The organism is Vibrio sp. SCSIO 43086 (assembly GCF_051132235.1).
Taxonomy (GTDB): domain Bacteria; phylum Pseudomonadota; class Gammaproteobacteria; order Enterobacterales; family Vibrionaceae; genus Vibrio; species Vibrio diabolicus.
On record NZ_CP072678.1, the window covers coordinates 882428 to 907558 of the forward strand.

Genomic DNA, 25131 nt, shown 5'->3' on the forward strand with positions numbered 1-25131 from the left:
CATCTTCCTTACAGTTGGCTCGAATACGCCAACATACAAACAAGATGCGTGCCATAAAAAATAGCTATATATATCAATGATTTACAAACAAGGATGGAAGCCAAACTTCCGGCTCACGGAAAGCATTAAAAGCAAGGGGAAAGTGCTTACTTCCTCAACATTAATGCTAACTCTGCTTGCTCTAATACCAGGGCAAACTTTCGCCAACACCTCTGGCAGAACCCTAAGCGTTGAGGAGATAAAATCCGTTGTAGCAGAGCATTTCAAACAAGAAGTGGCCCAAAATGCTCACTCTAACCAGTGGGGAGAATACCAACTGGATTTCGACATGTGGGTACCAGGCTCGGCGAATCACCTACCTGAGTGTGAGTCGCCTCTGGTCATCACTGGTCGCGACAATCAAGCGTTGCCAGTTGGAAACCTTAAGCGCTCAGTAAGTTGCGATGACATCGCTTCACCCTGGCGAATTAACGTCACGATAAAATCTTCTCTGACACTGCCTGTCTTGGTTGCCACAACCACGGTCGGTCGAAATGAAGTTGTGACTGCCAAGCACGTTAAACTGGAAACGCGCACCATCTCGCGACAAGACGATTTTTATACTCGCCCAGGACAAGCAATAGGCTTAGAAACCTCTCGCCGTTTACGTGCAGGGCAAGTGGTCAACCCATCCAATTTATCGGCTCCACCTTTAATCGAAAAAGGCAATGAGGTCATAGTGATTGCGAGCAAAAATGGATTTAGCGCCAGCACGAAAGGAGTCGCCTTAGAAGATGGTGCGAAAGGGCAACAAATTGAAGTAGAAAACCTAAGTTCTGGCAAGGTCATTAGAGCTGTCGTAACCGGGTTAAACCAGGTTCATACTCAATTTTGATTTTGGACTCAGAGTAACATTTTTTAATTTTGGCTCTCGTCAGTAACACTGAATTTCGAGTACAAAAAAAATATTTAATGTTTATCACATCCTAACCGCCTACTTAATTTAGAACATGATGATGAGGACCACAGCATGAAAATCGACAAAGTCGCGGGCGGTCATGTCCCACAAACAAAATTACAGCAAGCAAGCAAACAGCCTGTCGACGTCGTCGAACAGAGCAAAGTACACGAGCCTGCATTTCAAGCGAATACCGTAGCGATAGATCGCGCTCAAGCTGAAATGGCATCACTACCTGATGTTGATATGGAAAAAGTAGAACAAGTACGTAACGCATTAGCGCGTGGCGAACTTAGCCTAGATACCAAAGCACTATCAAAGGCGATCATGCAATTCCATACAGGTCACGAGTAATAACACACTAGGAAGAGATCATGGCAAGCGCAGTATCGCAGCGAATTCAACAATTTATTCGCTCAATACCTGAGGATATCAAGCTCTATCAACAACTTATCCCTTTGCTTCAACAGCAAAAAACGTTGTACTTAAAGTTTGATGGTGAGGCACTGAGCAATAATGTTCAGAAACAAATGCCAATACTCAATAAACTTAGCCGCTCAGCCAGTGATAGAAGCCAGTGTATGCGAGAGCTGGGGTTAGCGTGTAATGACGCCAGCGTAAAACGAATTTTCAATGCTTTGCCTGCCCAAATAGGTATGCAAGCTAGAAAACAATGGGCGCTATTGGAAACGTTGGTAAGTCAGTGCCAACAATACAATCAGAGCAATGGCCACAGCTCTGCGGCGTTCCATGAGTTGGTCAGTCAACTCAAACAACCTGTGCAACACACTTATGAAGATAAATCGTTCTAAACGATGTTCGTCTTGCCTACAGATTCAGTCGCCATCTCGGCTGAGTACTGTAGGCCTTTTTATTTTTATCGCCTTACTATCCTGCCTTTCAATCACCTGCCAGGCGAAACCAAGCCCAGCTGATATTCAAACGCAATATCAAGTTTTAGCCCCATACAAACCACAAATTGCCAAACGTCTCGATTCATCCAGCCCGGTGATTCATCATATTTTCAAACAACTGCAAAGCCACTCTTTACCAAAGAGTCTAGCCTTAGTGCCAATGTTGGAATCCTCTTACAACCCCAAAGCCGTTTCTCATGCCAACGCCGCCGGACTTTGGCAACTGATACCAGCAACCGCTCAACGATTCGGGTTGACTGTAGATACAAAACAAGACGATCGCTTTGATACAGAAGCAAGCACAGCTGCAGCACTCAAGTATCTGACGTTTTTATACAACAAATTCGATCAAAACATGGCGCTGACATTAGCGGCCTACAATGCAGGCGAAGGGCGTGTCGCACGCGCTATTCAGCGAGCAGGCAGTAACGACTTCCAGAAGCTCACACTACCTAAAGAGACTCGCCAATACGTTAGTCGATTCTTCGCGCTGGAAAAGTTGATAGATATCGGTCAGTTACAACCCTCATCATTTCAACCTTTACTCTTATTTTCTTCAGATGCTCCGATGGTTTCGCAACCGCTGATCGACTTTAGTCCACTACCTCCGTTGGTCAATTTGTGATAAAAATCACGACAAAATCCAATGTCAGAAAAACGTAAAATTACAAGATCGTGTTCAGCCAATTTGAAAACTCGTGATCTCTATGCAAACGTGTGCAAAAAAGTTGAGGTAAGGTATCTCAAAGATAAGAAAGAGTAGTGGTTTATTAAAAGATACCCAAATTGCGCTTGCCAATTGGGTAGATATGCGTCACATTGCGTTTGCAAAAAACATGAAAACCAATGGTTGGACCTAATAATTATTTACACACTAAATGTAAAACAGCTATTGTTTTCATAGTTCGAAACAAATTTAAAATATCAAGATGACGCTTCGCTTGCGCGTCTGGAATAAGTCCGGGTTCCGGGGGGGAGTCCGGACTTTTTTTATCGATTTAAAAGCTGACCTATCAACAGAGCAACGAGTGGGTAAGTCACTATGAGGCGAGCTAAGTTATTTATAGTAATTCTTTAGAAATCAACTGAAGCAAAAACGTTTCGCGCTCGATGCTCATACCTTTTTTTGGGCTTTCTGCCATGGTCTTTTCATTGTGCGCTATCGCTTCGTGGATGTTCATCCATACTGGACGCATTCCATTTTTAACTTCATAGTCTTCATAAGCCGTTTCGCCTAACTCACGATCGATTTTACATGTATAGCAATACGACACCATGTGCATTACGTCAGCGTCGTCTTTGTACCAAGGACGAAACTCCTCAAAGATTCCGAAAGGCTTAATACCATGGATATTCTGCGCGCCGGTTTCCTCTTCTAGTTCACGAACTAGTCCAGCAATCACATCTTCACCATCATCAATACCACCACCTGGCAAAGTGTAGTCATGGTAACGCTCTGTATAGAGCAACAACACATCTTCACCATCTAGTACGATGGCGCGTGCCGCATTGCGCTGAAAAATAATTTTGTCGTCCAAGTGCTCAATGTCCGGATGAACGATCGATTTTAAGTGTCTCATCGAAAATACCACTGTCATGTTTTGCGCGCATATTACCGAACTTCACGCTTTAAATCATCGTTGTCGGTCCAAATGCGTTCAAGACATTGGTTTGAACGCAACGGTTCTAACCTTCGTAACAATCCGAAACAAATAGAAGTGTGACGTGATAACCAGTAAAAGATGAGAATATCTAAATTCTTATACGTCCCTCTTACTTTTAACATCGATAAGACAATAATCTCTGAAAGTTGCCTATAATCAATACAATACTCGCCCACCCCATGCGGAGATAAAGAATGAAAAAGACAAATTTAATGATGGCTATGGCTGCAACGTTGGTACTGGCTGGTTGTTCAACTTACGAAGGTGCCACTCGCTCGACTGAGTATACCTCCGTCGCAAATCCTGCAGCCGTTTACTGTGTTCAGCAAGGTGGTGAGTTGGATACCGTTTCGGAAAATGGCGAACGTGTGACTTACTGCGTGCTGTCTGACGATAATCGTGTCGAGCAATGGGAATACTATCGCGACAATCATAAAGAAAGTGAGAGTGGCGACTACTAAATTTTTTTGTCGACACGTCAGATTCCCTCTATCACTTAGGAGCCTTTAGGCTCCTTTTTTATTTGATTTATCAAAACTTTCTCACTTCATTTTTGCATACCTCTGACTTTACCGCACATCGATACTATATCGAACAGTGTTCTATTCTTGACATTCCTCTGACATAACTTTCCACTTGGACAATAAAATCCCAAACACAGATCACACTAATTCACATTTCTTCCACATTTTCTGGAACAGGTGAGCAAGATGAAAACACAAATAGTAAAAGAAGCCGAGTCAGCCCCAAGCAACGTTGTTACTGAAGAGTCAAAGCGCATCATTTATAAATCGAGTTTAAGTGCATTGATGATTGTCGCTATCAGTATTCTCGTTAACCTCAGTCTTCGCCTTGATTATGTCGTGTTGGGTTCAAGCCTTGGTGAGCTTTCCATAACAGAAACACTCCAGCTTGTGATGCTCGCGATTGCATCATGGTCATTTTTTAGCCTATCTAAACAACAGCCTCAGCTAAAGCATGCGGCCATTTTGATTGCCGGCTTTTTCACGGTGCTCATTATTCGTGAAACAGACTATTGGACAGACATGATTCGTCATGGTTCTTGGGTTTTCCCTGCGCTAGCTGTAACCGCACTGGCTTGCGCCAAAGCTTACCAAGGTGGTAAAGGTACCATGAACGAAATGGCGACTATCTTAACGGTGCCCCACATGAAACTGTTAATTGGTGCCGTGATGCTATTGTTGGTCTTCTCTCGCTTGTATGGCATGGGCAGTTTTTGGCAACAAGTGATGGACGAGAACTACATCCGTGATGTTAAGAATATTTCGGAAGAAGGCATGGAACTCCTTTGCTACTGTTTGATCGCATTGAGCGCAGTCCGTACAAAACGCGAACTTAATGAATAGACTCAGGATCCAAGCGGCGGTTCAATGCAGTTAATATCGGATGAACGATCCTTAACGCTTGTTCCGCAGCTCCTACAGATTCATCCAAGGCCGTCATTTCGATAGCCTTTTTCATATCTTCAATCTGTTGCAAACTATCTTTATCGAGTGGTAAAGCGAGCAATTGCTGAATGGCATGTCTCGCGATCATAAGCGGCTTCTTTCGGACAACCGATAAGTCTCGTAAAAATGCTCCCTGCTTGACCCCTTCTAAATAAACTCGGTAAGTCGTGAGTTCATCCAGTAATAAAAATGCCGCCGCCACAGGCCCTTTATGTGGGTATGGTACGCTGATATGTTTGTTGATATCCAAGGGTAAGTTGAGAGTAACGCCCATGGAGGCGCACTCAGATTTTAGTACTCGTAATAATCCCTGCTCATCCATCAAGGTTTGGATTTCTATGATTCGCTCAAGGTGGTAGTCATTCGACAACAAGGTGACCTCAACCGGGCGCGCTGACCATAACTGGAACAAACCACTATCACACAAAATGCGAGAAGCGTAACGCATGTTCTGAAACGTATTCAAAGATCGATTTTCTAAAAGTACTTGATGTTCAGGGAACGGATGCACAGCGGCCGCATTTAGAGATTTAAAATAACTGTACATTGCATCTGCTTCAGAAATGCGTTGACCTTGCGTTAATCCACCACAAAAAATAATCGCCGTTCGCTCTGTCGGCAATGACGCAATCGTATTAGATAAGGCTTCGACTCTTGTTACCCCTTCAACGGTCAATCTGCTATTGACGAGGCGTTTACCTAAAACAATGACCACATTGTCTAACTTCATTTCAAAATCTCGCGCTTAGTTGGCAGTGTTACAAAAATCTTCTTTCACTCCCGGCCTACAGGCTTTAACATCTAGTTAACAACACTGTTCTAGAGACCTTTATAAAGGTTCACTGCTAAAGGAAGTCAATTATGCTGTCGATTTTCGATATATTTAAGATTGGTGTCGGGCCTTCTAGCTCCCACACTAATGGTCCTATGCTTGCCGGATTCCATTTCACTCAACTAGTTAGCGACTCTATGGCGAAAGTGCATCGGGTGCAAGTGGACCTTTATGGCTCATTATCGCTCACTGGTAGAGGGCACCACACAGACCGAGCCACTGTCCTTGGTTTGATGGGAAATAAACCCGATACCATCAAAATGAGTAGCGCTAAAAGTGCGCTACAAAATACTATAGACAACAACACGCTGCTGCTCGCTGGTACGCACCAGATTGAGTTTAGCTACGACCATGACATCGTCTTTCATAGTGACAACCTTCCCCTGCATGAAAACGGAATGACGATTACTGCACTAGACGCTGCGGGAGACCAAGTGGCGTTTGAAATTTATTATTCCATCGGAGGTGGGTTCATCGCCACCGCTCACGAACTAGAAAACGGCACGCAACAAGATGAAGTCGCGGTACCATTTCCTTTCACATCAGCGGATGAGATGCTGGAAAAAGCCGAGACTAACGGTTTTAGTTTGGGAGGTATGATTCTACAAAACGAACTGGCATTCCGCTCAGATGAAGAAATTAGCCAAAGAGCAGAACAAATTTGGAAAGTGATGTCGCTCTGCATGCAACGTGGTTTCGATACGGAAGGGATTTTAGAAGGTGGTCTCAATGTCACTCGTCGTGCACCAAATCTTTTGAAGAAGCTCGAAGCCAACGCTGCAGTTGAGAATGATCCAATGGAGATCATGGATTGGATTAACCTCTTTGCCTTTGCGGTTAGCGAAGAAAATGCAGCTGGAGGACAAGTCGTTACTTCTCCAACTAATGGCGCTGCAGGGGTGATTCCGGCGGTATTGATGTACTACCATCGCTTCATCAAAGAGCTTGATATTAAACAGCTGAAAGATTTTCTTGCAGTCGCTGGCGCTATCGGCATCTTATACAAAACTAACGCGTCAATTTCCGGCGCCGAAGTGGGTTGTCAGGGAGAGGTCGGGGTTTCTTCATCCATGGCAGCCGCTGGTTTAACGGCGCTCAGAGGCGGCAGTAACGAGCAGATTTGTATTGCTGCGGAAATTGCGATGGAGCATTCATTAGGAATGACTTGTGACCCGATCGGCGGCTTGGTTCAAGTACCTTGCATTGAAAGAAATGCCATGGGCGCAATGAAAGCCATTAATGCCTCACGTATGGCATTAAAGCGCACGAGCAAATGCCTTATTTCATTAGATAAAGTTATCGAAACCATGTATCAAACTGGTAAAGATATGAACAAAAAATACCGTGAAACTTCCTTAGGTGGCTTGGCCGTTATTCATATGGCACCGCCATGCGAATAGTCAAATAAGCCCGCTATATCATTGCTGGCGATGCACTTCGTCAGCAATTTCCTTTCTCGCAAGACCTCTTTTTATTTACCAGTAATCCTATAAACCCCCTTCGGTCTCAATTAGTAACAAATACAAAAAAATTAAACAAAAATAGAATTAAGCACTGCTTTATTCAAATTGATCTAGAACAACACATTAGCATTTAGCCATATAAGCATTAGAAAATATAGTGCAGCATTTCCACGTTATGCGACAATTATTTCAATACTCAATCTTTCGTTTCATTACTATTTAATAGAAATAACAATACCTACCTTTCTCCGCTAATGTGAGTACAAAATTATGTGGAATAAACTCAATAAATCCATGATGTTCTGCCAAATGATGTTTGGCTTATCATTTTACGGTGTATTAGTAAGTCTAACTCGATTTTTTCTAGAGGATCTAAATTACAACGAAGCCGATACGATGATGATCGTTGGTGCTTTTTCGGCGATCGGGCCACTTTTCGCGATTGCGGGCGGCTTTATTGCAGATAAGTTTTTAGGCGCTTATCGCTCACTTTCTATCGCATATTTCGCTTTTGCATCCGGTTACGTATTACTCGTGCTGGGGGCTTCTGCTTCTAACGTTCCACTTTCAATGTGTGGTATTGCGCTCGCCAGTTATGGCCGCGGCCTGATGTCACCCTCTTACCCTAGCCTCTATAAACGAACGTTCAAATCACAAGAAGATTTTGAAAAAGGATACCCAATCAATTATTCAGTGAATAATGTTGGCGCCTTTTTAGGTCAATATTTGTTCCCAATGATTGTCCTTGTGATCGGCTTTAATGGCGGTTTTACCATCTCTGCTGTTATGGCAGCAGCGGCATTGATCATGCTATTGGTATTCCGCAAAGATCTTGTTGGCGTAGCCTCTGAGCTTGATCAAAAAACCGTAAGTTTAAAAAACTGGGTACTTTTTGCATTGATTTCATTGGCAATGATCGCGTTGGTATTTTTCATGTTTTCAAACATGGATATTGGCCAAAATATCGTATACGCCATCGGAGGGGCGGCGATCGCATACTTCATATCTCTGATGCTTAAAGCAAGCAAAGCTGAGTCTTTGAAGATGGGGACCATCTTAATTGTGACCTTGCTGACAACCTGTTTCTTTGTTTACTACGGACAAATGATGACCTCGATGAACATGGTTGCTATCAACACATTAAAAGGCTCTCTATTTGGTTTTATTCCGCTCGAACCAGAAGCAGCAATGGCAATGAACCCGCTTTGGTGTATGGTTGGTGGTCCTATCGTAGCTGGCTTTTTTGGGTTGTTGGAAAAGCGCGATATCTACCTCTCTACCGCGACAAAAATCGCCTTGGCATTTGTACTGACCGCGATAGCGTTTGGTATCTTGACGTTTGCCGTGACTACCGTGGGTGAAGATGTCGTGATCATGCCAGAAATCTTTCTCGCTATTCACTTCTTCCAGGCGATTGCAGAAGTCATCGTGGGTTCGATGGTCGTAGCGTTTATTCTTTCCGTCGCGCCGAAGCACATCGAAAACTTCTCTGTTAGCCTATTTTCTGTGGCAATCGCATTGAGCGGTATTATTGGTGCTGCATTTTCAACCTCTATCGCGTTAGAGAAAGGACAGACCATCACACAAGACATTGTACAAAACGTATATGGTGATTATTTCCAATTACTCACTGTCCTTGCTGTCGTGATGGTCGCTATCGCAATGGCAGCGTCACTCATTATTCGCAAAATGCTTGATGCGGCGAAAGAAAGCGATACTCAAGCGCAACCAGTCGAGATCGAAGCTGGGGTTGAAGTTCAAAGCTGAGTTTGATGATTTACCTATCTCAAAATATAAAAAATGCCGCGATATTCGCGGCATTTTCTTAACAACAACATGTTCGATTAATCGCGTCGACCACGAAGTTCGATTTTTTGTGTAGCAGCATCCGTTTGGATGATTACCCCGCCATAGGCCGTTTCATTTCGACCTTTCAACGTCAGTTGAGAATCTGCGCGCTCGACGTCGACCTGATTTTTCGTAGCCATCGTCATATCAATCGTGCCCGTGTATGACCCATCACCAGCTAATGCTATGTTTGTTGAGCAAACCATCAAACCAAGTGCGATTAATTTTTTCATACGTCACCTCTGTTTTTGTTCTTACCTTCTTTCGATGAAAAAACTGTAACAACAGAAACGTGTTCATACGAGGAAAGTCATCATTTACCAAATGGAAATCCAAACCACTAAATTGATATGACCAAGCCTATTTGCTGTCCACCGTCGCCTTCAATAAACCATAAGATACGACAGCATGCTTAAATTGACCGAACGTTGTCTTTTATTCAGAAATTCAGAGATATGATTTCTCGGCAGAAGATAAATGAGACGATGTATGAGCATTAATCTGGACATTCAAAACGTATTGGTACTAAAACGGATGTATGAGTTACGTAGCGTCCGATTGGTGGCAAATTCACTCGGAAAGACATCAGGTTCAATCAGCAAAAACCTGACAAAAATGAAAGCGCAGCTCGATGATCCTTTGTTCATTCAAACTAAAAATGGCTTTGAACCGACCGCTTTTGTCGAAGCGAACATGCCACATTTTGAACAAATCCTCACCAGTATTGATTCCATCAAACCGCAGAGTTTTTCACCCGCTCATTTTGACGGCTCGATCACTATTTATGCGAACACATTGTTTTGGGATTACTTTGGTGACAAGTTTTACTTAGAATTACTAAAACACGCCCCAAAAGCAAAGTTCTCTTGTTTACGTTGGGGTAGCGACGCGAAAAAGCGATTAACTGAGGGTGAAAACGCTATTGCGATTCATTATTTTGATGAGGATCTTCCACAGTCAATTATTCAAAACGAACTAGGTCGAGGAAAAGCCGTATTTTTTGTTCGAGATGAGCATCCCGCTCAACATTTCCAAGAGCTAGAAAACTACCCCTTTTTACTTTTCAAAACGCCGGGATGGAACGACTACCGATACCCGTTGTTGGAAAGGCTCAACCATATGGGGTTCAGAACCACACCTAAGGTAGAAATTGAACACCCTGCGATGATTCAAAAAGTGCTCCTACAAACGGATCATTTTGGTATAACCATGAGTGGACATGTGCCTAAGGGCTGCCGAAGTATCGCACTTCCTGGCGGGTTAGAGCTTGATGTTCGCTACGTGATGAGCTGTCGTCGCTCACAACAGCAAGCCCCGATAAACCTGTGGTTATTCAATGTCATTAAAGATATCACCCAGCCCTAACCTAAAAGCCCTAGGGTGATGACTTGTCTATGTTTTCTTAGGTACTCGATATCGTTGAGGTAAGCGGTATGATGACAATCTTCTAGGTTCGCTTGAAACCTATCATCACCTTGAAATGCAACCCCTCTCATATAATCAACTAACGCGGAGAGTCGATGTATCATCACCTCCACCAGCTCTTCCCGTTCCAATCTCGAACACCCATAAGCGTCACAGAAGAGTTTTGCACGCTGAATTTGTTGCTCCAAACAGCCCATTTTATCGTGCTCATCGGTTTTAAATGGTGCCCAACCATAGACCGAAAAAGAGACATCCCAAACTCTTGGCGCCGGATGCGCCGTATCAAAATCAAACACACCAACGACAAACTCTCCACGGAGTGCCACGTTATATGGCATGAAATCACCATGACAAATCACCTCTTGTGGTGTTCGTGGTGGCAGCATCCAGTGCAGCGTTTCATTTTGATATTGCTTAAGGAAACCCTCAGATGCATCGTGCATATCGCGTAACATTTTTGCCGCAGATTGGAGCGCGGAAACAGAAGCAATGTTGCCAATCAATGGATAGTTGTAAGTCTCTCCTTCGACATAGCTAACCCACTCTTTTCCTTTTTCAATACCAACCGCTTTAGGGCATGCCGTAAAGCCTCGTGAATGAAGATAGGTAAGTATCTGATGGATAGTCATCGTCCAATAACTGGCAGGACGAGATATCAAATTCCCTTTTCGATAGATGGCATTTTCTCTACCGCCTTGCATTGTTTCCATAACAGTATCCTGTGTGGATTAATCGCGCATCAGATAACGTAAAGCTAGATCATCATACACTCAAAGCTTTTAGAGAAGGTTGACTGACCCTATAAGAAACCGCGCATTTTGTTAGGTAAATCGCAAGAATAAGTACCGCTGTAAAAATAGACCGTAAAACATCAAAGGCTTTGTATTAACCATTGGGCAAAGGTGTTTACGTGTGACTTTTCTGATGCTCTAACCATCATATAGTGTGCGCCGGAGCTAGGCATACCCCAATCTCCGATTTGCACTAATATCCCTTGTTGTAACTCATCCTCAACAAGAAAGTCTCTCACCAGCAATATACCAAGTTGATTGGTTGCAGCTTGAATAGCAAGCAATGAATGTTCAAATTCGGCTATCACTTTGCTCACCTTGCCTTGATAACCTTGGTACGCAAACCATACCTGCCAAGATTCATGATAACCCCCGGTGCAAATTTTAGGTGTGTGAGACAACTTCGTGAGGTCATCAATCGGATTTAACTGAATAAAGCCGGGGCTTGCTACAACGATCCAGTTTTCTTGCGTAAGCTGAATAGCTTGTTGCTCTTGCCAATCGCCATCTCCGTTAATAATTTCTATATCTGCAATCGCACTGGCGTTTGGAACCGTATTCGCGGTTGTCGAGATCTTAAAGGAAACATCTGGAAATTGACGCTGAAAATCGGCCAGCCTTGGCATTAGCCATTGCGAGCAAAAACTGTGGGCGACATGTAAGGTAATTTGCTTGTTCTGTGGGCGAGTAAATAAATGATGGGTCGAGGTTGATAAGGTTTGAAGCACATGGTTAACCACCGGCCAGTATTCTTTTGCTGAGCTGGTCAGCGTAAGGTGCGTACCCTTGCGCTCGAATAATGTTGCATTTAACTGCAGTTCTAGCGATTTCACCTGCTGACTGACGGCCGCACGGGTCACATTTAGCTCCTCTGCGGCTTTAGTGAAGCTCTGTAATCGCGCCGTGGCTTCAAACGCTCGGAGCAAATTAAGCGGCGGTAAACTTTGCATAACACTCTCCCAAATACTCAGTAGCCATGGTATGAACTGGTGATGACAAATTGATGAAAGTGCTGAGTTTGTTAAGCGGGATCAAAAAAGCCAGCGTGATACACGCTGGCTTTTGGAACTGTCTCTTAAGCAGGAATTATTCTGCTTTCTCAGTGGTTTGGTATTCAAACGCAGGGACAACTACTTCAACACGACGGTTCATTTGACGACCTTGACGTGTTTCGTTGCTTGCTACTGGGTTAGCTTCACCCATGCCTTTCACTGTCATACGCTCAGCCGCAATACCTTTTGCTTGGAACTCGTCAGCAACGGCTTTCGCGCGTTTTTCTGTAAGTTGCTGGTTGTACGCAGCAGAACCCGTCGTATCACTGTAACCCGTGATCTCAACTTGAGCTTGTGGGTAAGTGTTCATCAGATCAACGGTACCAGAAAGGGTCGATGCATCTTTCACTTCTGCACTTTCTAGGTCGAATTGTACTGTCGCTGTTGTTTGAGCAGGGTAAACATGCTCAACAATGCGTGTTGCAGGGCGTGTTTCTACTACTTCCTCAACCACTTCTTCTTGAACTACTGGTTCAGAGCCGAACTTGTAGTTAAAACCAATACCGAAGAAATCTGCATCCATATCTTCAATCACGTCATCAGACATATCTTGGTAACGTTGGTATTCAGCACGTAGGCTCCAGTTGTAGTTGATTTTGTACTCAGCACCTAGAGAGCCTGTTGGTACGAAATCTTTTTCGTCACCCGCCATCATGTATGCAGCACCAACTTTCGCGAATAGATTCCAAGAATCCGTTAGCGGTAGGTTGAATTTAGGAGCAAGAGTCAACGCCCAAAGATCACCGTCAACGGTGTTTAGGCCCGGCTTTTTGAAGTTTGCAGTGAAGTCACCAAGGTAATCAACACCGTACTCTGCTGCAACGTACTCGTTGAAGCTGTAGCCCAAGTGCATAGATGCAGCAAAACTGTCGTCGTCACAAGGTTCGTTTAGGTAACACGCATCATTTAGAGAATTGTAACCTACTTTACCGCCCATGTAAGTGTCAGCAAGTGCAACGTTTGAGATCACACCACCAGCAAGTACAGTAGCCACTGCTATAGCGATTTTTTTCATTATTCTTTTCCTTTTTCTTGTACACAAAGCAACACATCGAGGCAGCATACTGCCGTAAAATATGAAGCCGTAACTTTCTCTTTTCTTCGAACAGAAATAGCTAAATAGCGTAGGAAAGAATCAAAAAATGATATTCAAACGCCAATGACGTAAAACGGAGAAAGATAACCTCAAGACCATCTATTCATGAGCTTCATCCGCATACCCAACCGAGAAATAAAGTCTCGTTGCGTTGGTTTAGCCATAGTCAATTCGTTGCGGAGAATATCACAAAATAGCCAGTTTTCTGTGACGCAAATCACCATAAAAACCCATATTCTCAAATTTAAGAATCGACATTTAAGCCTGTGAATGGCAACAAATTTTTACAGGAGAGAATGGATATCGAAGGCATAAAAAAACAGCTCATTTAAAATGAGCTGTTTTCGAAATAATTAACAGACGTTAAGTTATCGAACTAGATTTTATCCGCCACGGTAAGCGTTGCAGCTAAGACATCTTGCCCAAATAATACACTGCGTTCTGGTGACCAACCATAAAGCGGATCTGGGTGATTGTTGTTGTCTTTAAATGGCATCTCGATCGTGTACGACAGGCATTTGAACTGCTCCGCGACCCAGTTTGAGCCTACCGTCAAATTCGCTTTACCCGGCTCATCTTTATCATAACCAATCTCATCTTGGAACTCAGGTGTAATAGTCAGTAACGCTTGCTTAAATGATGCCTCTAAAGTGGCAAGATTTTCATCGTAAGAAGGAATACCTTCTGAGCCAGCGACGAAGTTGTAAGGAATTGCTTCATCACCATGGATATCTAAAAACATGTCAACACCCGTTTCCAGCATACGTTGACGCACAAGGTAGACCTCTGGACTTTTCTCCATAGACGGAGTTTGCCACTCACGGTTCAAGTTCACGCCTATCGCGTTCGTACGCAAGTGACCACGAATACCACCGTCTGGGTTCATGTTTGGTACCACGTAAAGCACTGCTTTTTCCAGTAATGCACGCGCAACCGTGTCATTTTCGTCCAGTAGACGTTGGATCATGCCTTCCATGAACCATTCAGCCATGGTTTCACCCGGATGTTGGCGTGCAATCATCCAGATTTTCTTTTTGCCTTCTTCTGGCTCACCAAACGTTAGCAAGCTCATGTCATTGCCGTCTAATGTGTGGCCTAGTGTTTCTAGTTGGCAATGGTGCGCGCTTTGTGCCATGTGTAACAAGTCTAAATGACGATCGTATGTGTAAGGCGCAAAGTACGCGAAGTAAATTGAGCTACGCTCAGGGATAACAGTGAAAGTCAGCGTGTCGCCATCGAACTCTGCTGGTATACGGAACCATTCTTCACGGTCGTAAGACGCTACGACATCGTAACCTTGCCACCCTTCTGGATAAGCCGACTTAGCCAAATCAAGCAGTTTGATCGTGTGCGACTGCTCGGCTTCGGTTTCTAGACGGAAATGGAACCACTGGTAGAATTCCGACATATTGTCATTAGGGATTTTAAGTTGGATGTCATTTTTGTCGTCCGCTTTCACTACGTGAATGCTGCCGCTATCGAAGTTGCTGAATACTTTCATTATATTACTCACCTTTTAAATCTGAGCTTGAAAGACAGAGGCTAACACAAGGCTACATCGCCCCCCAATGACTTTCACTGCAAACTGTCTCGTTTGTGGCTAAAGTCTTCAGTTTAGTCGAGCTTATCCGCTTTGCCTGCTGGTCCTGCGAGTTTCGCTAGCCATTTATCCCAAACAAACGGATGTTTCTCATTGTCTTCCGCTTCCTCTTTTCGGCGAACAGCATTTCGTACCATCATTGCTCCCAGCCAACGTATTGGTTCTGGTGGAAAATACCCAAGCGGTCCTTGCGCTAAACCACTTCGCGTCCATTCGTTATCTAGCCCTAACACCAACGACGATAAAATTTTTCCACCCATTCTAGTTTGGGCAACGCCGTTACCTGAGTAACCAAATCCGTAAAAGACATTGCTTTGCTTATCCAATTGGCCAAAGAAAGGAAAACCAGTTGCGGAGCGATCCGAACCGCCAGTCCAAGAGTACTCAAATTCAGCCCCTTTTAAGCGAGGAAAAAGGTTGTCGAATGATTTTTTTAGTAGCGTTTGATAACGCGTCGGCTTGTTAAACATCGCATCAACTTGGTTGTTGAAAGAGAACTGATTACCGCCTTTACCTAGCATCAAACGGCCATCTGGCGTATCTCGGTAATAATGTACGAAGATGCGTGAGTCCAAGACACTCGAACCCGCTTGCCAACCAGATTGAGACAAAGTATCACCAAGCGGTTTGGTAATAACCATATCCGAAGACACCACCACGATACTGTTTTTGAACTGCTTAAATTGCTCAACCATCCATGCGTTCAATGCCAGCACCACCTGCTGTGCTTGAATGTTTCCTTTAGGTGTACAGACGGTGGCAGGTTTTCCATAATCTAGACGCGTCATTGGCGTGTTCTCATAAACTTCTACACCCAGATCAATAGCAACACGGCGTAACCCTCGCGCGAGTAAGGCGGGTTGTACGTTAGCAGCAACCGGAGAGTGATAGCCTTCAATATGGCGAGGTGAACCCGCATTAGCACGCAGTTCCTTCACCGAGCAACGACGCCAACTGTTCACATCTAGCCGTTGTAACTCGTCGACAACTGGCTGCATTCCACCTTTCTGAGCCTGATTGGTTGCGGTGTAATAAACCCCTTTTAAAGATAATTGCGCATCGATATTGTATTGCTGACAAAAGTCGTCAATCTCCAACACCGCTTGTTCCGACTCTTTTACCAACCAAACAGCATGTTCTTCACCGAATAACCGTTTCAACGTTGGGAACTTGGTAGACCATGTCAGCATACAGCCGCCATTCGCGCCAGATGCCCCACTGCCACACAAGCCCTTTTCGATAACAACCACCTGTTTTTCAGGAGATTGCTGCTTAATCATAATCGCTGTCCAAAGTCCGGTGTAGCCACCACCGACAATAGCAACATCGGTATCAATATTTTGATGTAATGGTTGCGGCGTTTCCGGCTGTTCAGCTTCAATGGCCTGTTTGAACCAATATGAATGATGTGTCATCGGATATCCTTGTTAGTGCTTTGCATCGTTTCTATAAACACTTTACAAACGATGAGCACAATCAACGAGCAAGAATATCTAACGCTGAGCGATAGCAAATTTTGCGCTGAGAGAGTGGAAGTTTCCGCTATCAATGAATACAAAAATGGGGAGCAGCGCTCCCCAAAACAAACAGCGAGGATATAAATTATCGGAAAATCGAGACCGTCTTACTGGTTAGTATTTACCGGTTTCACGCATGCGGTACTCGTATTGAACATTGAGAATAGGCTGGTATACAACTTGCCCGTCACTTTGCAAGAACTCATTCACCATGACTTTTGAGTCAGTGATAGAAAACGACTGGCGATCAACATACTCTGTAAGGCTTGTAAACTCGTCACGAAGCTGACCTGGTGATTTGCTTTGATAGTTCTGAATCATGTCACGACCCATTTCATAAGCCGCTTGTTTACTATCCATAACATCACCATGGATCGTTTCGGTATCGTTTGTCCACTGATAGCCACCAGCAAAAACAACAGAAGGTGCAGCAGTCAGAGCAATCATACTTGCTAAAGTCATTAAGCGTTTCATAAACCTCTCCTTACTTACCTTTATATCGGACCTAAATTGGCTCGATATTTATAAGGTACGTATAAAGACCAGAAACACGTCAAAATAATTTCAAATAACGTTCAATTCTTGTTCAACTCATTTCACTTTAACTTAGCAACACGGCATCATACTCTGCCAACACGAGCATTTTTCTACCTCGTAATCACAACGTTCAAAGTGGCTTCCAAACTGACATTTCCTTACCAACCCATACAATACCTAAGGTCAATTTTCTCTTAGAATCCCAACAAAAGAACAGTGTTCAAAACCTTATATAAACGTCGGGCACAGCAAAACCTCCCCTTTTAGTAGTGCTTTGCATTTCCCCCTTTTTCGGGTTCTTCGCTGCTCGTCCGTCGGTTCTTAATTGTGGCTGTTGAGCACACGTTAATCTGGAGTGAAAATGACCGCGAACAAATCCATTTTTTACCATAGCAAATCAATTTACTCAGATGATTATGCTGATGTCTATAAGCCAATTTGGACCTACAGAGCTAAGTTCATCTTGCGCGCACTTTACTACAAACGAGCGTTTAAGCACCTGTCAGATAATATTGAATCGTCATTGCTAGAGATGCTTTGTGCACGTACGCACCGATTTTTAGAAAAACCGTTTCGTCCCTACATCATCAAAAATAACTCAGCGTTCGATCGTTCAAACCTAGTGGTTGATCACTACAAAACCATTTCAGAGCTGTTTTCTAAACAGACCATTGAAGAGATCTATACCGATTCAACTGGCTTAACATTAACATCATTTGAAATCGACGAGACATTGTACTCTGTGCGATTGGTGTACGAAGCGCGTTACCAAAAAGAAGGCGACATGAGCCTAGTGCTACACAGCGCGGAGGATGGCAACTTCTATACGCTCTCATTTACTCTCGGCCACATAGAATCTGGACGCAGCATTATGATTGGCGGCTTGCAAGGGCCACGCAGCAGTGAAGAGAACAACGCAAAAATTAAAAAGTTAACTCGTAAGCTTTACGGGCAAAGACCAAAAAGCTTGATGGTGAGTTTGCTCACTTTACTCGCGCAAATTTGGGAAGTGAATACGATTCTAGCGGTAAAAACACAATCCCATACTTATGCTGCACGACGCTACAGTAAAGGACGAATCAAAACGGATTACGATGCACTCTGGCAAGAGTTGGGCGGCACCGAATACAACCGTCATTTCTACTCACTCGATGTGAATGCCCCGCGTCGTGATATCGAAGGCATGTCGCGTTCTAAGCGTTCGATGTATCGACGTCGTTACGAATGGTTAGACAATACCAAAGCGGAGTTCATGACAAGGCTACGTTAACCCAACGCACCACATGACGTTTTGTTTTTTCATTTTATGATTCGGAGTTTTTATGTCTTACAAGTACGCCGTTGCATGCTTACTGTCCGCACTTTCCTTAACGGCTCATGCACAACCAACCCAACATGTTGTTGGAGCAAATTTAGGCTACGGTAATGTTAGTTACGATGTGAACAATAGCCATGATGAAGGTGACATGTTCCTTGGTGATGTATATTACCGTTACATGTTCGATCACAACTTTGGTATTGAAGCTGGCTATAAGGGCGCATTTAACGGCATCGGCTCCGTACTTATCAGTCCCTTAACAGAAATCACCGATGTCAGTTATGGCGGGCCTCGACTCAGCGGTTACGCAAGTTACCCTCTGGGAGCTGGCTTTGAGCTTTACGGGAAAGGCGGTATCACTTACTACACGTTAAGTTACACGCTTAAAAACAATGGTCAGAATAAAGAATATGACGAGTCTAGTCTTGGCGGAGAAGCCGCTGCTGGTGTCGCTTGGGCCTATAAACACTTTGGTTTGAACTTAGAGTACAACTACGCCAAGAATAGCGATTTTGATTCTGGCGGTGTGATGTTTGGTGCACAATTGCGATTTTAAAAATTTAGCTGTGCCAAGGCACCGAATCGACATCGGTGCCTTATACCTCAAGCAGAGCTCAATGACATAATGATTCCGCTCAGGATCAACAGCACCCCGACGCCTCGCGTGAAATACCATTTTTCAGCCAACAACCACACGCCCATTAATAAACCAAACACAATGCTGATTTGTCGCAAAGCCACAACAAGGCTGACGTTATCAGTCATAGTCATCGCAAACAGCACCAAACCGTAGGTGGATGCCATCATGATGCCAGCCATGCTCGCACTTTTGCGAATCATCCAAGCGGTTTGTAGTTCTTGCTGACTCCCCGAAACAATACACCACAATAAAACCGGTACTCCCATAACCCAAAACTGCACGCCTAGATAAAAAGTCGCGCTATAGTGGTCGTTAAGAATGGTCGATGTTTGTTGAGTTAGCAGATTCAGTGCTTGCTTGTCCACAACGGAGTAACCCGTCGTGCCAAGCGCCGCAATCAAGGCCCAAAACACACCAACATTCAGGTACTCCCCAAGAGTAATTTGACGAAAACTGGTCACTGGAACTAGGACACAACCTAAAGTAATAAGCAGGAAACCCAACCACTGCTGAGCATTCAACTCATAACCTAAGGCGACGGTGAGTGCGCCCACCATCATTACAGGAAGTGCTCTCGCAATCGGATAAATCACTCCCACATCGGAGTGCTTGTAGGCCACGATCAAACCAACCAAATAGACGATTTGAGATAAACCACTGATAAACAGCATTCCCCAAAACACGTTGGGCAACGTCGCCCAGCCAATGTTAAAGAGATACCAAATAAGATAAGGAGTGAGCAGAAGGCAAGCAGATAAACTTGCCGCCATCGTAAACGCGAGCCCTGAACCAGCATTGCTTTTACCAAGAATATTCCAGCCAGCATGCATAACCGCAGACAATACAACGAGTGCGATTGCCAAGAGATCCATTCCGTTTTCCTGTTTATGATATTTAGATACCCTCAAGGTGCTTGGGTACAACAAAGGCCCCAATATGGAGCCTTTGAATTTGAGATATAAATTGCTCGTACCAACTAGACAGATGCCCAGCAAACAGAGATTAATTCAGCTCCGCGACAGACTCGATGCTGATGGCATCATGACGCCAGTATTCGATGTCACAGTCAATCAACTCACCATGTTGGTTGTAGTTGATACGTTCAACCACCATTGCAGGCGTACCAGACGTCGCGCGCAATGCCTGTGCCACCTCACCCAACAAAGTACTAGTCGAAATGCGGTAACGAATTTTTTGATACGTCACACCATAGTGTTCACGATAAATGTCGGTTAACGAGTTTGATAAATCATAAGACAATAAGTTGGGAAATATGTCTGGTCGAATGTAGTTCGTGACATAAACCACCGGACGCTCTTCTAGGTAACGAACGCGGTCGACACGAAATACGTCTGAAAACGGCTGAAGGACCAACAAACGAGCGGCCAATTTATTAGCCAAAGTGCCTTTTGCGGCTATCACTTCTGTTTTTGGCACACGATTTTGCGCTTTCGCCATGTTCGGGAAGTTCAGCGTTTGGGTTGGGTCGTAACGCAATGGCTCAGGTGAGATAAACCAACCTCGGCGGTCTTCGCGATAAATTCGACCTTCCGCTTCTAGTAGTGATAAAGCTTCACGCAGAGTGACGCGTGTAGTATCGAACGACTCCGCCAACTTACGCTCTGCTGGCAGTTTTTGACGCGGCGATAGCATGCCCGCTTCAATCTGTTCAACAATCGAATCTTTAATTTTTACGTATTGCACGAAGTGTCCTTATCTTTTGCGCCAAGCTTGTGTGCGATTCTCTAACAATTTACCCAAAGTCATCTGAACAATCTTCGCAATTGCGGCAGCAATCATAATCATCACAGCCATTGCCGCTGCAGCGCCAGTTTGACCTGCATCGTCCATGTTCAGAATCGAGACCGAAGCCGGAATCGTATCGGTTGAGTAAAGGAATACTACCGCAGAAGTGGTGGTCAATGCATTAACAAACAAGTAAGTCGCAATGTCCAAAATCGCAGGTAAACACACAGGTAATGTCACTTTAAAGAACAACTTGTATTGAGGAAGCTTCACCGATGCTGCCGTCGCTTCAATCTCCGATGGCAACTGCTTTAGCGCTGTCAGTGCTGTCATATGGCCCACGGTGTAGTAATGCACTACCGTGTTAATCACCAAGAATGCCATGGTGCCATAAAGCACGTTCAAAGGATTGTTCGCATCATTGAAGTAAAAGATGTAACCCAAGCCAAGCACCATACCCGGAACCGCCATTGGCACCACGCTAAGCATTTGCATCACCTGACGAATTGGACCAAATGCACGCCCTTTCTCAATGCAGTAAGCACCGACAAAGATGATGGCTGTACCAATAACTGCCGTCCAACCTGCAAGTGTTAGCGAGTTGAAGAATGGGCTCCAACCGTAAGTGCTCATTTCAGCAAAGTTGTAGTTGTTTAGCGTCAGCGCTTTGTTCCAAGGCCAGAACGTAACTAACGAGCCATACACCGCCATGCCAAGCACAGCCAACACTGCGATAGAAATGATGCTGCAGTAAACCAGACAAATGCTGTCGCGCGCTTTGTTAGGTTCTGGCTGATAAGGCACCGAGCGTGTGTCGAATAAGCTCTTTTGCTTTTTCTGTACCCAGCGATCTGCGCCAAACGCCATTACCGCAGGGAATAACAGCATAATGCTTGTTACCGCACCCATGGCAAAATTTTGTTGTCCCACAACTTGCTTGAAGATGTCAGTCGCCAGAACGTTATAGCTGCCACCAATCACTTTCGGCACACCAAAGTCCGTGATAACCAGCGTAAAGACGACAATAAGCGTACTGATCAAACCGTATTTCGCCGCAGGTAACGTCACCATAAAGAAGGTTTTGATTGGTGAGGTTTTCAGTGCGCGGGCGGCTTCATACAAGCGGGCATCTGAAGTGCGCAGCGAAGTGGTTAAGATCATCAATGCATGAGGAAAGGTCCAGAAGATCAAACCCATCGAGATACCAATCACGCCGTAAATCGAGTTTCCTAACAGCATCTCTTTGGCAATGCCTTGATTACCGAAAAGGAAGATCAAACTGATCGCTGGTAACAACGAAGGCGCAAGGATCGGCGCAGTACCTATGATTTGAAACAAACCTTTAAACGGCATGCATGAACGAGTCAGCGCGTAGGCATAACCAAACGCAAGCACGCCCACTACCGAGGTCACAATCACGCCCAAAGTGAAGGTGTTTCCCACCGACACCCACAAGCTAGAAGAAGAAAAGTACGTCGCAAAGTTTGCCAATCCGACAAATTCGCCATTGGCATTTTGCACACTCTTGGTCAACATTGCCCAAAGCGGCATTAAGATGAACAGCACCATCATAGTCGACAAGCCAGCGAGCAAGCCAAACAACACAAGGTTATCGCGGCTAACACGTCCGAGTAAGGATTTTGCTTTGTCTTGAGTGGTCAGGCTATTCATCGTCATTGTCTTCGCATCCATGTTTACACCTACGCTGCTAGCGCTTTATCAACCGAGGGCACGGCGTAACCATGCAGCCCTTCTTCAGCAAACTGGATGTAACGTACATCGCCCGCCTTGATATTGAGTTTTTGAACCGTTTCCACAGGCACATCCACTACGATGGTTTTCGTTGAGCTGTCGTTTTGCAATACGCAATCAATACGGAAAAACGCCCCCAAAAACTCGGTAGCCGTAACTCGCACTGGTAAAGAGTTGGTGTAGTTTTCAACGAACTTGATGCTTTCAGGACGCACCGCAAGATCGAAGCGGTCACCACGTTGGATCTTACGATTGGTCAAGCTTGGCGCTGGCATCAGGGTTTCTGCAATTCGTACTTGGGAGTCCGTTGCGACTGAGGTTTCAATAAAGTTCATACTGCCGACAAACTCAGCGACAAAGCGCGTGGCTGGTTGTTGGTAGATCTCTTGAGGTGTGCCGACTTGCTCAATCACACCATGGTTCATTACCACAATACGATCCGCCATCGACAACGCTTCATCCTGATCGTGCGTAACCATGATGGTGGTGATGCCAAGCTTACGCTGCAGCTTACAAATCTCGTCACGTAAGTGAACACGTACTTTTGCATCCAGCGCTGACAGCGGCTCATCAAGTAGCAGTAGACCCGGAGACAACGCTAATGCGCGAGCAAGTGCCACACGCTGTTGTTGACCACCAGAAAGTTGGTTAGGGAATTTCTCGCCAGAGGTTGGAAGACCAATGGTTTCTAGCCAGTAATCCACCTTCTCTAACGCTTCTTTGGTCGACATGCCTTGGTTCTTCAAACCCACCGCAATATTCTCTTGCACAGTTAGGTTCGGAAACAAAGCATAAGATTGGAATACGATGCCGAAATCACGCTTCTCTGGTGGTAGGAATGTGGTCTCTTGACCGTTTTGAAAAATCGCACCAGACGTTGGCAAGTCTAAACCTGCAATAGCACGTAATAGAGTGGTTTTACCGCAGCCAGAAGGACCAAGAAAACAAACAAACTCGCCCTTTTCAATCGCTAGCGAGATTTTCTTTAATGCAGTGAACTGTCCGAATTGCTTCACTACATTTTCGATATTTAGGTAATGTTGGTTAGTTGACATAACACATGCTCCAAATGGTATATACCAACTTTAGTTTTGGAGTGTTACGTTCCAATGACAAATTTATAGCCAGAAGATGACAAATAGATGAAGGGCGATGACGTTTGTTCAAGTGGTAATTAGAGATTCCCGACTCACTCCTCCGTCGCTCTCGAGAATGACGTTGTAAGTGCGGATAGAAGATCCCAACTTTCTTAAGTCCGTCATTCCAGCGAACCTAGGTGAGACTAGGAATCTACTTGCAGCAAACTCTGAAATAAGAGGGAAAACAAAAAATCCACCTCAACCGAGGTGGATTTCAGCATTCAACTCAAAGCAAATTCAATTAAGACTTTGGCTCTGATTTCGCGTCAAATTTCTCAGACCATGTCGCTAAGATTTCTGCACGCTTGCTGCCCATTTGCGCAAAATCCATCTTCGCCATGTTCTCTTGAACGTTCGGGAAGTTAGATACCGTCGCTTTCACATCTTTATGTGCAACCACTGGGTACATTTCTACGTAAAGCTCGTTTGCTGCTTTAGAGATTGACCAGTCGACAACACGTTTCGCTGCGTCAGACTCTTTTACTAGACCAACGGCTTCTGATTCCCAGCCGATGCCTTTTGGTGTGATAACCGCTAGTGGTGCACCTTGTGTTTTCAGCTTCGCGCCGCGGCTTGCCATCGAAATACCGATAGCCACTTCACCCATTCCTGCTTGAACGCATGGCTTAGAGCCAGAGTGCGTGTAGTGTGCAATGTTCTTATCTAGGTCACGCATGTAGTTCCATGCCTGATCTTCACCCATGTTTTGTAACCAAGCAGAAACCTGCATGTAGCCAGTGCCGGAAGACGCTGGGTTCGGCATTGCAATGTGACCTTTGTAAACCGGCTTTGTTAGGTCTTCCCAAGACGTTGGTTTAGGCAGGTTAAGTTGTTTCGCTACCGCTTCGTTGAAACAAACTGCGTTAAAGAACGCATCGTTACCGAACCAAGCTTGGTTTGATTGAGGGTCGTTTAGGTTCGCATGCAGCTCTTCCAAACCTTTTGGTGTGTAAGGCTTAAGAAGACCTTCATCTTTAAGCAGTGCCATTGACGAGCCAGCCAGACCCCAAACCACTTCTGCTTGAGGGTTATTCTTTTCTGCCAGCAATTTCGCCGTCATGATACCTGTTGAATCACGAACCCACTTAATCTTGATATCTGGGTTGTCTTTCTCAAACGCAGACTTGTATTTAGCAAGAATGTCAGTTTCGAAAGCGGTGTAAACCGTGACTTCCTGTGCTGCCATTGCATTCGTAGCTAGCAGAGAGACAAGTGCAGCCAGCGATCCTTTCATCAAACGGTTTTTCATCATTTTCTCCAGTTAATTTGGCCAAGTTTTCATTTGGTCTGTACCAGTTGACGATAACCACCCTACTGAGCCTTTGTGACGAAATCATGACCATTAAATGGCAGTTTTACGAAAATTTGCGATGAATAATCGTTCAATTGAT

General features: G+C 44.6%; 25 protein-coding genes. 11 read left to right on the plus strand and 14 right to left on the minus strand.

What is annotated here, in order from left to right; all coding sequences use genetic code 11:
- The first annotated feature begins 76 nt into the window (after positions 1 to 76).
- From flgA to J8Z23_RS20125, 4 genes are all read left to right on the plus strand, one after another.
- Positions 77 to 874 carry a flagellar basal body P-ring formation chaperone FlgA gene (gene flgA / locus J8Z23_RS20110; protein ID WP_006741306.1) on the plus strand — a complete coding sequence of 266 codons (798 nt, stop codon included), beginning with the start codon at positions 77 to 79 and terminating at the stop codon, positions 872 to 874.
- A 135-nt stretch (positions 875 to 1009) separates the two neighbouring features.
- Positions 1010 to 1291, plus strand: a complete 282-nt coding sequence (flgM, locus tag J8Z23_RS20115; protein ID WP_006741305.1) for a flagellar biosynthesis anti-sigma factor FlgM — start codon at positions 1010 to 1012, stop codon at positions 1289 to 1291.
- Between the two features lie 20 nt (positions 1292 to 1311).
- Positions 1312 to 1749, plus strand: coding sequence for a flagellar export chaperone FlgN (flgN, locus tag J8Z23_RS20120; protein WP_006741304.1), 438 nt, complete (start codon positions 1312 to 1314; stop codon positions 1747 to 1749).
- Positions 1730 to 2476, plus strand: coding sequence for a lytic transglycosylase domain-containing protein (locus tag J8Z23_RS20125; RefSeq protein ID WP_301577207.1), 747 nt, complete (start codon positions 1730 to 1732; stop codon positions 2474 to 2476). The genes flgN and J8Z23_RS20125 overlap by 20 nt, the downstream gene beginning before the upstream one ends.
- Before the next feature lie 436 nt (positions 2477 to 2912).
- On the opposite strand, the gene J8Z23_RS20130 is transcribed toward J8Z23_RS20125, so the two are convergent.
- A complete protein-coding gene (locus tag J8Z23_RS20130; RefSeq protein WP_199804205.1) occupies positions 2913 to 3431 on the minus strand; it encodes an NUDIX hydrolase in 519 nt (172 codons plus the stop codon).
- Between the two features lie 278 nt (positions 3432 to 3709).
- On the opposite strand from J8Z23_RS20130, the gene J8Z23_RS20135 reads away from it, so the two are divergent.
- Both J8Z23_RS20135 and J8Z23_RS20140 read left to right on the plus strand, forming a co-directional pair.
- Positions 3710 to 3976 (plus strand): putative hemolysin, encoded by a 267-nt coding sequence (locus tag J8Z23_RS20135; RefSeq protein WP_005395313.1) that lies wholly within the window; start codon positions 3710 to 3712, stop codon positions 3974 to 3976.
- Between the two features lie 249 nt (positions 3977 to 4225).
- Complete coding sequence (locus tag J8Z23_RS20140; RefSeq protein ID WP_124007490.1) at positions 4226 to 4882, plus strand: hypothetical protein; 657 nt, start codon at positions 4226 to 4228, stop codon at positions 4880 to 4882.
- On the opposite strand, the gene J8Z23_RS20145 is transcribed toward J8Z23_RS20140, so the two are convergent.
- Positions 4872 to 5714: a YdcF family protein gene (locus tag J8Z23_RS20145; RefSeq protein ID WP_434635829.1), complete on the minus strand. Its 843-nt coding sequence runs from the start codon at positions 5712 to 5714 to the stop codon at positions 4872 to 4874. The two genes, J8Z23_RS20140 and J8Z23_RS20145, sit on opposite strands and share 11 nt — an antisense overlap.
- A gap of 131 nt (positions 5715 to 5845) precedes the next feature.
- Here J8Z23_RS20145 and J8Z23_RS20150 point away from each other — a divergent pair, with 131 nt between their 5' ends.
- Positions 5846 to 7216, plus strand: coding sequence for an L-serine ammonia-lyase (locus tag J8Z23_RS20150; protein WP_053808123.1), 1371 nt, complete (start codon positions 5846 to 5848; stop codon positions 7214 to 7216).
- Between the two features lie 333 nt (positions 7217 to 7549).
- On the plus strand, positions 7550 to 9046 hold the full coding sequence (locus J8Z23_RS20155) for a peptide MFS transporter (RefSeq protein ID WP_005395321.1): 1497 nt from the start codon (positions 7550 to 7552) through the stop codon (positions 9044 to 9046).
- Positions 9047 to 9123: 77 nt separating this feature from the next.
- Here the strand turns inward: J8Z23_RS20155 and J8Z23_RS20160 are convergent, their stop codons facing one another.
- Positions 9124 to 9360, minus strand: a complete 237-nt coding sequence (locus J8Z23_RS20160) for a hypothetical protein (RefSeq protein WP_005395322.1) — start codon at positions 9358 to 9360, stop codon at positions 9124 to 9126.
- 256 nt (positions 9361 to 9616) lie between these two features.
- Between J8Z23_RS20160 and J8Z23_RS20165 the strand changes: the two genes are divergently transcribed.
- A complete protein-coding gene (locus tag J8Z23_RS20165) occupies positions 9617 to 10492 on the plus strand; it encodes a LysR substrate-binding domain-containing protein (protein WP_434635830.1) in 876 nt (291 codons plus the stop codon).
- Here the strand turns inward: J8Z23_RS20165 and J8Z23_RS20170 are convergent.
- The 6 genes from J8Z23_RS20170 to J8Z23_RS20195 all read right to left on the minus strand — a co-directional run bounded on the left by J8Z23_RS20170 (position 10489) and on the right by J8Z23_RS20195 (position 17082).
- The gene (locus J8Z23_RS20170; protein WP_434635832.1) at positions 10489 to 11262 is read right to left on the minus strand and encodes a phosphotransferase enzyme family protein; all 774 of its coding nucleotides are present in this window, start codon (positions 11260 to 11262) and stop codon (positions 10489 to 10491) included. The genes J8Z23_RS20165 and J8Z23_RS20170 overlap by 4 nt on opposite strands.
- Positions 11263 to 11423: 161 nt before the next feature.
- On the minus strand, positions 11424 to 12293 hold the full coding sequence (locus tag J8Z23_RS20175; RefSeq protein ID WP_434635833.1) for a LysR substrate-binding domain-containing protein: 870 nt from the start codon (positions 12291 to 12293) through the stop codon (positions 11424 to 11426).
- Positions 12294 to 12429: 136 nt separating this feature from the next.
- A complete protein-coding gene (locus J8Z23_RS20180) occupies positions 12430 to 13410 on the minus strand; it encodes an OmpA family protein (protein ID WP_434635834.1) in 981 nt (326 codons plus the stop codon).
- A 457-nt stretch (positions 13411 to 13867) separates the two neighbouring features.
- Positions 13868 to 14992, minus strand: coding sequence for a M14 family metallopeptidase (locus J8Z23_RS20185; protein WP_301615309.1), 1125 nt, complete (start codon positions 14990 to 14992; stop codon positions 13868 to 13870).
- 113 nt (positions 14993 to 15105) lie between these two features.
- Positions 15106 to 16506 carry an FAD-dependent oxidoreductase gene (locus J8Z23_RS20190; RefSeq protein WP_301658726.1) on the minus strand — a complete coding sequence of 467 codons (1401 nt, stop codon included), beginning with the start codon at positions 16504 to 16506 and terminating at the stop codon, positions 15106 to 15108.
- 216 nt (positions 16507 to 16722) lie between these two features.
- Positions 16723 to 17082 carry a DUF3316 domain-containing protein gene (locus J8Z23_RS20195; protein ID WP_005395335.1) on the minus strand — a complete coding sequence of 120 codons (360 nt, stop codon included), beginning with the start codon at positions 17080 to 17082 and terminating at the stop codon, positions 16723 to 16725.
- 424 nt (positions 17083 to 17506) lie between these two features.
- Here J8Z23_RS20195 and J8Z23_RS20200 point away from each other — a divergent pair, with 424 nt between their 5' ends.
- The gene (locus J8Z23_RS20200) at positions 17507 to 18415 is read left to right on the plus strand and encodes a VirK/YbjX family protein (RefSeq protein ID WP_046873855.1); all 909 of its coding nucleotides are present in this window, start codon (positions 17507 to 17509) and stop codon (positions 18413 to 18415) included.
- 52 nt (positions 18416 to 18467) lie between these two features.
- The gene (locus J8Z23_RS20205; protein WP_047008000.1) at positions 18468 to 19019 is read left to right on the plus strand and encodes a porin family protein; all 552 of its coding nucleotides are present in this window, start codon (positions 18468 to 18470) and stop codon (positions 19017 to 19019) included.
- Positions 19020 to 19066: 47 nt separating this feature from the next.
- On the opposite strand, the gene J8Z23_RS20210 is transcribed toward J8Z23_RS20205, so the two are convergent.
- The 5 genes from J8Z23_RS20210 to J8Z23_RS20230 all read right to left on the minus strand — a co-directional run bounded on the left by J8Z23_RS20210 (position 19067) and on the right by J8Z23_RS20230 (position 24992).
- Positions 19067 to 19975, minus strand: coding sequence for an EamA family transporter (locus J8Z23_RS20210; protein WP_164665383.1), 909 nt, complete (start codon positions 19973 to 19975; stop codon positions 19067 to 19069).
- Between the two features lie 130 nt (positions 19976 to 20105).
- Complete coding sequence (gene phnR, locus J8Z23_RS20215) at positions 20106 to 20807, minus strand: phosphonate utilization transcriptional regulator PhnR (protein WP_434635300.1); 702 nt, start codon at positions 20805 to 20807, stop codon at positions 20106 to 20108.
- Between the two features lie 9 nt (positions 20808 to 20816).
- Complete coding sequence (locus tag J8Z23_RS20220; RefSeq protein ID WP_434635301.1) at positions 20817 to 22541, minus strand: putative 2-aminoethylphosphonate ABC transporter permease subunit; 1725 nt, start codon at positions 22539 to 22541, stop codon at positions 20817 to 20819.
- An 8-nt stretch (positions 22542 to 22549) separates the two neighbouring features.
- Positions 22550 to 23656, minus strand: coding sequence for a putative 2-aminoethylphosphonate ABC transporter ATP-binding protein (locus tag J8Z23_RS20225; RefSeq protein WP_005432488.1), 1107 nt, complete (start codon positions 23654 to 23656; stop codon positions 22550 to 22552).
- 325 nt (positions 23657 to 23981) lie between these two features.
- Positions 23982 to 24992 carry a putative 2-aminoethylphosphonate ABC transporter substrate-binding protein gene (locus J8Z23_RS20230; RefSeq protein WP_025442487.1) on the minus strand — a complete coding sequence of 337 codons (1011 nt, stop codon included), beginning with the start codon at positions 24990 to 24992 and terminating at the stop codon, positions 23982 to 23984.
- Positions 24993 to 25131: the final 139 nt, after the last annotated feature.

What these genes read in the sequence shown, in the direction of transcription:
- flgA (WP_006741306.1), top strand. Translation starts at nt 77, where the DNA reads ATGATTTACAAACAAGGATGGAAGCCAAACTTCCGGCTCACGGAAAGC.
- flgM (WP_006741305.1), top strand. Translation starts at nt 1,010, where the DNA reads ATGAAAATCGACAAAGTCGCGGGCGGTCATGTCCCACAAACAAAATTA.
- flgN (WP_006741304.1), top strand. Translation starts at nt 1,312, where the DNA reads ATGGCAAGCGCAGTATCGCAGCGAATTCAACAATTTATTCGCTCAATA.
- J8Z23_RS20125 (WP_301577207.1), top strand. Translation starts at nt 1,730, where the DNA reads ATGAAGATAAATCGTTCTAAACGATGTTCGTCTTGCCTACAGATTCAG.
- J8Z23_RS20130 (WP_199804205.1), bottom strand. Translation starts at nt 3,431, where the DNA reads ATGAGACACTTAAAATCGATCGTTCATCCGGACATTGAGCACTTGGAC.
- J8Z23_RS20135 (WP_005395313.1), top strand. Translation starts at nt 3,710, where the DNA reads ATGAAAAAGACAAATTTAATGATGGCTATGGCTGCAACGTTGGTACTG.
- J8Z23_RS20140 (WP_124007490.1), top strand. Translation starts at nt 4,226, where the DNA reads ATGAAAACACAAATAGTAAAAGAAGCCGAGTCAGCCCCAAGCAACGTT.
- J8Z23_RS20145 (WP_434635829.1), bottom strand. Translation starts at nt 5,714, where the DNA reads ATGAAGTTAGACAATGTGGTCATTGTTTTAGGTAAACGCCTCGTCAAT.
- J8Z23_RS20150 (WP_053808123.1), top strand. Translation starts at nt 5,846, where the DNA reads ATGCTGTCGATTTTCGATATATTTAAGATTGGTGTCGGGCCTTCTAGC.
- J8Z23_RS20155 (WP_005395321.1), top strand. Translation starts at nt 7,550, where the DNA reads ATGTGGAATAAACTCAATAAATCCATGATGTTCTGCCAAATGATGTTT.
- J8Z23_RS20160 (WP_005395322.1), bottom strand. Translation starts at nt 9,360, where the DNA reads ATGAAAAAATTAATCGCACTTGGTTTGATGGTTTGCTCAACAAACATA.
- J8Z23_RS20165 (WP_434635830.1), top strand. Translation starts at nt 9,617, where the DNA reads ATGAGCATTAATCTGGACATTCAAAACGTATTGGTACTAAAACGGATG.
- J8Z23_RS20170 (WP_434635832.1), bottom strand. Translation starts at nt 11,262, where the DNA reads ATGGAAACAATGCAAGGCGGTAGAGAAAATGCCATCTATCGAAAAGGG.
- J8Z23_RS20175 (WP_434635833.1), bottom strand. Translation starts at nt 12,293, where the DNA reads ATGCAAAGTTTACCGCCGCTTAATTTGCTCCGAGCGTTTGAAGCCACG.
- J8Z23_RS20180 (WP_434635834.1), bottom strand. Translation starts at nt 13,410, where the DNA reads ATGAAAAAAATCGCTATAGCAGTGGCTACTGTACTTGCTGGTGGTGTG.
- J8Z23_RS20185 (WP_301615309.1), bottom strand. Translation starts at nt 14,992, where the DNA reads ATGAAAGTATTCAGCAACTTCGATAGCGGCAGCATTCACGTAGTGAAA.
- J8Z23_RS20190 (WP_301658726.1), bottom strand. Translation starts at nt 16,506, where the DNA reads ATGACACATCATTCATATTGGTTCAAACAGGCCATTGAAGCTGAACAG.
- J8Z23_RS20195 (WP_005395335.1), bottom strand. Translation starts at nt 17,082, where the DNA reads ATGAAACGCTTAATGACTTTAGCAAGTATGATTGCTCTGACTGCTGCA.
- J8Z23_RS20200 (WP_046873855.1), top strand. Translation starts at nt 17,507, where the DNA reads ATGACCGCGAACAAATCCATTTTTTACCATAGCAAATCAATTTACTCA.
- J8Z23_RS20205 (WP_047008000.1), top strand. Translation starts at nt 18,468, where the DNA reads ATGTCTTACAAGTACGCCGTTGCATGCTTACTGTCCGCACTTTCCTTA.
- J8Z23_RS20210 (WP_164665383.1), bottom strand. Translation starts at nt 19,975, where the DNA reads ATGGATCTCTTGGCAATCGCACTCGTTGTATTGTCTGCGGTTATGCAT.
- J8Z23_RS20220 (WP_434635301.1), bottom strand. Translation starts at nt 22,541, where the DNA reads ATGGATGCGAAGACAATGACGATGAATAGCCTGACCACTCAAGACAAA.
- J8Z23_RS20225 (WP_005432488.1), bottom strand. Translation starts at nt 23,656, where the DNA reads ATGTCAACTAACCAACATTACCTAAATATCGAAAATGTAGTGAAGCAA.
- J8Z23_RS20230 (WP_025442487.1), bottom strand. Translation starts at nt 24,992, where the DNA reads ATGATGAAAAACCGTTTGATGAAAGGATCGCTGGCTGCACTTGTCTCT.